The 7,560-nt window shown below is 67.8% G+C and carries 6 protein-coding genes; all 6 read left to right on the forward strand.

Features of this window, described 5'->3' with window-relative positions; genetic code table 11:
• Positions 1 to 2 precede the first annotated feature (2 nt).
• Positions 3 to 1,844, forward strand: coding sequence for a Mur ligase family protein (locus ACN4F8_RS01970; RefSeq protein ID WP_419472042.1), 1,842 nt, complete (start codon positions 3 to 5; stop codon positions 1,842 to 1,844).
• A gap of 38 nt (positions 1,845 to 1,882) precedes the next feature.
• The gene (gene ftsW, locus ACN4F8_RS01975) at positions 1,883 to 3,160 is read left to right on the forward strand and encodes a putative lipid II flippase FtsW (RefSeq protein ID WP_419472048.1); all 1,278 of its coding nucleotides are present in this window, start codon (positions 1,883 to 1,885) and stop codon (positions 3,158 to 3,160) included.
• Positions 3,157 to 4,233, forward strand: a complete 1,077-nt coding sequence (gene murG, locus ACN4F8_RS01980; protein ID WP_419472043.1) for an undecaprenyldiphospho-muramoylpentapeptide beta-N-acetylglucosaminyltransferase — start codon at positions 3,157 to 3,159, stop codon at positions 4,231 to 4,233. Before ftsW ends, murG begins: the two co-directional genes overlap by 4 nt.
• Before the next feature lie 112 nt (positions 4,234 to 4,345).
• Positions 4,346 to 5,755, forward strand: coding sequence for a UDP-N-acetylmuramate--L-alanine ligase (gene murC / locus ACN4F8_RS01985; protein ID WP_419472044.1), 1,410 nt, complete (start codon positions 4,346 to 4,348; stop codon positions 5,753 to 5,755).
• Positions 5,752 to 6,717, forward strand: a complete 966-nt coding sequence (locus ACN4F8_RS01990) for a D-alanine--D-alanine ligase (RefSeq protein WP_419472045.1) — start codon at positions 5,752 to 5,754, stop codon at positions 6,715 to 6,717. Before murC ends, ACN4F8_RS01990 begins: the two co-directional genes overlap by 4 nt.
• Positions 6,718 to 6,731: 14 nt before the next feature.
• Positions 6,732 to 7,526: a cell division protein FtsQ/DivIB gene (locus ACN4F8_RS01995; protein ID WP_419472046.1), complete on the forward strand. Its 795-nt coding sequence runs from the start codon at positions 6,732 to 6,734 to the stop codon at positions 7,524 to 7,526.
• The last annotated feature ends 34 nt before the right edge of the window (positions 7,527 to 7,560 follow it).

Genomic DNA, 7,560 nt, shown 5'->3' on the forward strand with positions numbered 1-7,560 from the left:
ACATGCACGACCAGCACGTCCTCATCCTCGGCCTGGGCGCCTCTGGCCTGGCCATGGCGCGCTGGTGCGCGCGCCAGGGTGCGAACGTGACCGTGGCCGACACGCGCGAGCAGCCGCCACAACTCGCGGCCTTGCGCACCGAGTGCCCGCAAGCAACTTTCGTCAGCGGTGCCTTCGACGAGGCATTGATGGCGCGCGGCGCCTGGACGCTGATCGCGCGCAGCCCGGGCCTGGCACCCGCCTCGCTGCAGACCGTGCTTGGCTGGGCGCAGGCGCACAACGTGGCCGTGCTCGGTGAGCTGGGTCTCTTCGCCCGCGCCTTGAAGGCACTGGCCGAGCGCGAGCGCCTGCCGTACCGCCCCCAGGTGCTGGCCATCACCGGCACCAACGGCAAGACCACCGTCACGTCGCTCACCACCTTGCTGCTGCAGCGTGCGGGTGTGCCCGTGGCCATGGCCGGCAACATCGGACCGGCCCTGCTGGACGTGTTGTCCGCCGCGCTCGATGCCGAGGCCGTGGCGCAGCGGGCCGACGACGAACGCGCGGCTGCCGAGGCCCTGGTCGAAGTGCCGGTGGTGGTGGCTCCGCCGGTGAACGAAGAAGCCGAGACGATCGACGAGATCGATCCCGCTGACGAAGAAGCACCCGTGCCCGCTGTCGACGCCGATGAAGACAGCACGGTCATGCTCGTGCCGCCTCCCATCCAACCGCCCCAGCCGTTGCACCTGCCCCGGGTGTGGGTGCTGGAGCTCTCCAGCTTCCAGCTCGACGGCGCCGCCGGCAGCGACTGGGACCGCGTGCCCACCGCGGCCAGCGTGCTCAACATCACCGAAGACCACCTCGACTGGCACGGCAGCATGGCCGCCTACACGCAGGCCAAGGCTGCTGTGTTCGGCACGCAGGCGCTGATGCTGCTCAACCGCGACGACCCGCAGGTGATGGCGCTGCAGCCCGGCCTGGTGACCGTGAAGGTGGGCAACCGCAACCGCCAGCAGAGCGCGCGGCCCTGGGCCAGCTTTGGTCTGGACACGCCCACACGCGCGGGCGACTGGGGCATCGAAACGCTCAACGGCATGGCCTGGCTGGTGCGTGCGTTGGCGCTGGACGAGACACGCTCGACAGGCCGCCGCGCCGCCGGGCCGCCCCAAGGCGCGGCAGCCCCCTCGGGGGGCAGCGCAGTACGCGCAGCGACAAGCGTGGGGGCACCCATGATTCAGGAAGAAATTTACTTTCAAAGGCTCATGCCCGTGGACGCACTGCGCATCCGCGGCCGCCACAACGCCGCCAACGCGCTGGCCGCGCTGGCGCTGGCCAGCTCCACCGGCGCCGCCCTGGGCCCCATGCTGCACGGCCTGCGCGAGTACCGCGGTGAGCCGCACCGCGTGGAGCCGGTGGCCATCATCGACGAGGTCGAGTACTTCGATGACAGCAAGGGCACCAACGTGGGTGCCACGCTGGCAGCAGTCAACGGCCTGGGCGCCGAGCGCCGGCTGGTGGTGATTCTGGGTGGCGACGGCAAGGGGCAGGACTTTGCACCGCTGGCCGCACCGCTGGCGCGTTTTGCGCGCGCTGTGGTCTACATCGGTCGCGATGCCGGGCGCATCCGCGAAGCGGTCGGCGAAGCCTTGGCCGACGCACACATTCCCCAGCTAGACGCCGCCACGCTGCCCGAGGCGGTGGCGCTGGCCGCGCAACAGGCCCGCTCGGGCGACGCGGTGCTGATGTCACCCGCCTGCGCCAGCCTGGACATGTTTGACAACTACGAGCACCGTGCCCGTGTGTTCGTGAGCGCCGTGTCCGACCTCGCCACCGAGCGCGGCATGAGCCTGGAGAGCGGCCTGTGAAGAAAAAAGCCGTGCCCACCCTGAGCTGGTCGCAGCGCCTGCGCGAAGGCCTGGCCGCGCTCAACCCGCGCCTGTTGGGCCGCGACCTGGCTGGTGCGCTGGCCGGCGGCTCGTCGCGCGACGGCCTGCCGGTGCGACTGTCCAACCGCACCTACGCCGGCACGCGCAACGTGGCCGTGCGCGAACTCGGTTTTGACCAGCCGCTGCTGTGGGTGGTGGTGGCCTTGCTCGCCTGGGGCCTGGTGATGGTGTATTCGGCGTCGATCGCACTGCCCGACAACCCGCGCTTTGCCAACTACGCCCACACCCACTTCGTGATGCGCCATGCCATCTCGATCTCCATCGGCCTGGTCGCGGCCGTGGTGGCGTTCCAGTTCCCCGTGCGCAGCTGGGAAAAGATGGCGCCCTGGATGTTCGCCGTGGCCCTGGTGCTGCTCGTGCTGGTGCTGTTCCCCTTCATCGGCAAGGGTGTGAACGGTGCGCGCCGCTGGATCTCGCTGGGCATCATGAATTTCCAGCCGTCCGAGCTCGCCAAGCTGGCCGTGTTGCTCTACGCGGCCGACTACATGGTGCGCAAGATGGACGTGAAGCAGCGCTTCTTCCAGGCGGTGACGCCGATGGCGGTGGCGGTGGCGGTGGTGGGCATGCTGCTGCTGGCCGAGCCCGACATGGGCGCCTTCATGGTGATCGTGGTGATCGCCATGGGCATCCTGTTCCTGGGCGGCGTGAACGCGCGCATGTTCTTCCTGATCGCGGCGGTGGTGGTGTCGGCCTTCGCGCTGATGATCATGGCCAGCGACTGGCGCCGCGAACGCATCTTTGCCTACCTCGATCCCTGGAGCGTGGAGCACGCGCTGGGCAAGGGTTACCAGCTTTCGCACTCGCTGATCGCGTTCGGTCGTGGCGAGATCTTCGGCGTTGGCCTGGGTGGCAGCGTGGAAAAACTGCACTGGCTGCCCGAAGCCCACACCGACTTTCTGCTCGCCGTGATCGGCGAGGAGTTCGGCCTGCTTGGCGTGCTGGTGCTCATCGGCCTGTTCCTCTGGCTCACGCGCCGCATCATGCACATCGGCCGCCAGGCCATTGCGCTGGACCAGGTGTTTGCCGGTCTGGTGGCGCAGGGCGTGGGCCTGTGGATGGGCTTTCAGGCCTTCATCAACATCGGGGTGAACCTCGGCGCTCTGCCCACCAAGGGTCTCACCTTGCCGTTGATGAGTTATGGCGGCTCTGCGATCTTGCTGAATCTGGTGGCCATCGCGATTGTTCTGCGCGTGGACTACGAAAACCGCCAGATGATGAAGGGAGGTCGCTCATGACGGCTCCCTGCGCGTTGATCATGGCCGGCGGTACCGGCGGACACATCTTCCCCGGCCTGGCTGTGGCTGAGGCTCTGCGCGAACGCGGCTGGCGTGTGCACTGGCTGGGCGCACCCGCCAGCATGGAAAGCCGGCTCGTGCCCCCGCGCGGCTTTGCGCTGGAAACCATCGACTTCGGTGGCGTGCGCGGCAAGGGCGTGGTCACACTGGCGCTGCTGCCGCTGCGCCTGCTGCGCGCCTTCTGGCAAGCCCTGCAGGTGGTGCGCCGTGTGAAGCCCGACGTGGTCGTGGGCCTGGGCGGCTACATCAGTTTCCCCGGCGGGATGATGGGTGTGCTCGCCGGCAAACCGCTGGTGTTGCACGAACAGAACTCGGTGGCCGGTATGGCCAACAAGGTGCTGGCCGGCGTGGCCGACCGGGTGTTCACCGCGTTCCCCAACGTGTTCAAGAAGGCGCAGTGGGTGGGCAACCCGCTTCGTGCGCCGTTCCTGCACCAGCCCGCACCGGCCGAGCGTTTCGCCGGCCGCAGCGGCCCGCTGCGCCTGCTGGTGGTGGGTGGCAGCCTGGGTGCGAAGGCGCTCAACGACGTGGTGCCGCAGGCACTCGCCCTGATCCCCGAGCCACAACGCCCGACGGTGGTCCACCAGAGCGGTGAAAAACAGATCGACGCCCTTCGCGCCAACTACATCGCCGCCGGCGTGCACGCCGAACTCACGCCCTTCATCGACGACACCGCCCAGGCCTTTGCCGATGCCGACCTCATCGTCTGCCGCAGCGGCGCCAGCACCGTGACCGAGATCGCCGCCGTGGGTGCGGCCGCACTCTTCGTGCCCTTCCCATCCGCCGTGGACGACCACCAGACCACCAACGCCCGTTTCCTGGTGGACGCGGGCGCGGCCTGGCTGGTGCCGCAAAAAGAACTCAGTCCCCAGCAGCTCGCGCACCGTTTGCAAAGCCTGCAGCGCGACCAGCTGGTGGCCATGGCCGGGAAGGCCAAACAGATGCAAAAAACAGAAGCCGTGGCGGCCGTGGTGTCCGCCTGCGAGCAACTCGCGAAAGTCCAGACCCCATGAAACACGCCATTCGCCACATCCACTTTGTCGAGTATTCGGAAGCACAGCCCAAGCCTGGTCTGTGCAGGGCGGTTCCCGCCAATGCCATGAAATGTGGCGAAGGGCTCATGTCATGAAACATGCCATTCGCCATATTCATTTCGTTGGCATTGGCGGCGCCGGCATGAACGGCATCGCCGAGGTGCTGCTCAACCAGGGTTACCGCATTTCCGGCAGCGACCTGGGCGAGAGCACGGTCACGCGCCGGCTGGTCGCATTGGGTGCCGAGGTCTTCATCGGCCACGACGCCGCGCACATCGAAGGCGCAGACGCCATCGTCACCTCCACCGCGGTGAAGGAAGACAACCCCGAGGTGGTGGCCGCCCACGCCAAGCTGGTGCCGGTGGTGCCGCGCGCGGTGATGCTGGCCGAGCTGATGCGCATGAAAAAGGGCGTGGCGATTGCTGGCACGCACGGCAAGACCACCACCACCAGCCTGGTCGCCAGTGTGCTGGCGGCCGCCGAGCTCGACCCGACCTACGTGATCGGGGGCCGCCTCAACAGCGCTGGTGTCAATGCGGCGCTGGGCTCGGGCGAGTACATCGTGGTCGAGGCTGACGAGTCCGACGCTTCGTTCCTGAACCTGCTGCCCGTGCTGTCGGTGGTGACCAACATCGACGCCGACCACATGGACACCTACGGCCACGACTTCGGCAAGCTCAAGGCCGCGTTCGTGGAGTTTTTGCACCGCATGCCGTTCTACGGCGCGGCCGTGGTCTGCGTGGACGACGCGGCGATCCGCGAAATCCTGCCGCTGATCGCGCGGCCCATCACCAGCTACGGCTTTTCTGAAGACGCGCAGGTGCGTGCCATCAACGTGCGCGCGGTCGGCACGCAGATGCACTTCACCGTGCAGCGCCGCAACGGCGTGGAGCTGCCCGACCTCGACGTGGTGCTCAACCTGCCGGGCGACCACAACGTGCTCAACGCACTGGCCGCCATCGGCATCGCGGTGGAGCTGGGTGTGGACGACGCGGCGGTGGTGCAGGCGCTGGCCGACTTCAAGGGTGTGGGCCGGCGCTTCCAGCGCTACGGCGAAGCCGCGCTGCCCCACGGTGGCCACTGCACCGTGGTCGACGACTACGGCCACCACCCGGTGGAGATGGCGGCCACGCTGGCCGCGGCGCGCGGTGCTTACCCGGGCCGCCGCCTGGTGCTGGCTTTCCAGCCGCACCGCTACACCCGCACGCGCGATTGTTTTGAGGATTTCGTGAAGGTGATCAACCACGCCGACGCGGTGCTGCTGGCCGAGGTCTACGCCGCCGGCGAGAGCCCCATCGTGGCGGCCGACGGCCGTTCGCTGGCGCGTGCGCTGCGCGTGGCCGGCAAGCTGGAGCCGGTGTTTGTGGATGACATCAACGCCATGCCCCAGGCCGTGCTGGACAACGCGCAGGACGGCGACGTGGTCCTGTGCATGGGCGCAGGCACCGTGGGTGCCGTGGCTGGCCGCGTGATGGAACTGGCGCAGGAAAGCACATCGTGAAGACAAAGGACAACGCAGTGATCGATCCGAAGGCACTGGGCAAGGTGGCCGTTTTGATGGGCGGTCGTTCGGCCGAACGCGAGGTCTCGTTGATGTCGGGCACTGGCGTGCTGGCTGCGCTCAAATCGAAGGGCGTGGACGCCCACGCCTTCGACCCGACCGAGCGCAGCCTGGACGAGTTGAAGCGCGAAGGCTTCGACCGTTGTTTCATCGCGCTGCACGGCCGCTTCGGTGAAGACGGCACGGTGCAGGGCGCCCTCGAATTGCTGGGCATCCCCTACACCGGCCCCGGTGTGATGGCATCCAGCGTGGCCATGGACAAGCTCATGACCAAACGCATCTGGCTCGCCGAAGGCTTGGCCACGCCGGCCTGGCGCCAGGTGCACAGCGCAGAACAAACCGTGGCCGCGTACCGCGCCTTGGGCTCACCCATGATCGTGAAGCCCGTGCGCGAGGGCTCGACCATCGGCCTCACCAAAGTCACGAGCGAAGCACAGTGCGCCGCCGCCTACGAAATCGCTGTCAAACAGGACCCGCTGGTGATGTGCGAGCAGTTCATTGCCGGCGACGAAGTGACCTGCCCGGTGCTCGGCACGGGAGACACCGCGAAAGCCCTGCCGGTGATCCGCATCGTCGCGCCCGACGGCAACTACGACTACCAGAACAAGTACTTCACCGACGACACCAAATACCTCGTGCCCTGTGGTCTGCCTGAGGGTGAAGAGGCGGTGATCCAGTCGCTGGTGCTGCAGGCCTTTCGCACGCTGGACTGCCGCGGCTGGGCGCGCGCCGACGTGATGATCGACGCCGCCACGCGCAAGCCGTACCTGCTGGAGATCAACACCTCGCCCGGCATGACTGGTCATTCGCTGGTGCCCATGTCGGCCCGCGCCACCGGCCTGTCGTACGAAGACCTGTGCGTGTCGGTGCTCGCCACCGCCGCGCTGGACAACCCGGCCTGATCGCAGCACACCACATGGCCACCCCCCCCATGCCCCTGGACGTCAAGCTCATGACCGCGCTCACGCAAGCGCTGATCGTGCTGTTTGCCGTGCTGTGCCTGGGCGCCTTGGGTACCTGGCTGGTGCGCCACCCGGTGTGGACGGTCCAGGCCATCACGGTGCAGGGCGATGTGGTGCACCAGAACGCCGTGAGCTTTCGCGCGCAGCTGGCCACGCAGATGAAGACGCGCCTCTCGAGCAGCTTCCTCACGATCGACCTGCAGCAGGTGCGCGAATTGTTCGAGGCCGTGCCCTGGGTGCGCCAGGCCGTGGTGCAGCGCGAGTTTCCCAACCGCCTGCGCGTGACGCTGCAGGAGCACCAGGCCGTGGCCTGGTGGGGCGAGTCCGGCTCGGGCCGGCTGGTGAACGAACTCGGTGAAGTGTTTGAAGCCAGCCCCGACGACAGCGACAACCTGCCCGAACTCGCCGGACCACTCCAGCAATCGGCCCAGGTGTGGTCGGTGTACCAGACGCTGCAGGCCGAACTGGCGCCGCTTGAACTCGGCCTGGAGCGCCTGGAGCTCACCGAGCGTGGCGGCTGGCGCGCCCGGCTGGACAACGGCGCGCAGGTCGAACTGGGCCGTGGCACACCCGACGAACTGCTCGCGCGCACCCGCCGCTTCAGCGCCACCCTGTCCCAGCTCACCGAACGCTATGCGGGCGCGCTGCAGTCGGTGGATCTGCGCTACCCCAACGGTTACGCCCTGCGCTTGCGCGGCGTGACCACCGTCACCGACATCGCTCCCAACGCAACCCAACCCAACCGGTAATCAAGAAGCAATCATGGCCAAGGAATACAAGGAT

Origin of the sequence: Hydrogenophaga sp. (assembly GCF_048549895.1) — a bacterium.
Classification (GTDB): domain Bacteria; phylum Pseudomonadota; class Gammaproteobacteria; order Burkholderiales; family Burkholderiaceae_C; genus Hydrogenophaga.